1 protein-coding gene is annotated in these 671 nt (G+C 68.4%); it reads right to left on the bottom strand.

Annotated features, from left to right (window positions below):
* The coding region (locus C662_RS19575; protein WP_002934706.1) for an NAD(P)/FAD-dependent oxidoreductase at positions 1-671 on the bottom strand (671 nt) is incomplete at both ends.

Here is a 671-nt window from a genome sequence, read left to right on the forward strand (position 1 = left end):
GGGCGATGGTTCTCGGGCCTGACCTCCCACAGCTCCTTGATGCCGATGCCGTAGGTCTGCGGGTCGGCGCCCTCGCGCAGATTGAACTTCGCCTCGAGCTGCTTGCCCAGATGGCCGCGACAGCCTTCGGCAAAGAGCGTGTACTTGGCGTGCAGTTCCATGCCCGGCTGGTGGTGCGGGCCGGGCGTGCCGTCACGGTTGAGGCCCATGTCGCCGGTGGCCACGCCCTTGACCGCGCCCTTGTCGTCGAACAGGATCTCGGCGCCGGCAAAGCCGGGATAGACCTCGACGCCGGCCGCCTCGGCCTGCTCGCCGAGCCACTTCACCACGTTGCCCAGGCGCACGATGTAGTTGCCGTGGTTCACGAAACAGTCGGGCAGCAGGCCGTTGGGGGCCTGGCGGGCACCGGTCTCGGACAGGAACAGCACGCGGTCTTCGGTGACCTCGGTGTTGAGCGGGGCGCCCTGTTCCTTCCAGTCGGGGATCAGCTCGGTGAGCGCCTTGGGGTCCATCACCGCGCCCGACAGGATGTGGGCACCGATCTCGGCGGCCTTCTCGATCAGGCACACCGACAGCTCCTGGCCCTTGGCCGTGGCGAGCTGTTTCAAGCGGATCGCCGCCGCCAGCCCGGCCGGGCCGCCGCCGACGATCAGCACGTCGAATTCCATCGA

Source organism: Thauera sp. 28 (assembly GCF_000310145.2).
Lineage (GTDB): Bacteria > Pseudomonadota > Gammaproteobacteria > Burkholderiales > Rhodocyclaceae > Thauera > Thauera mechernichensis.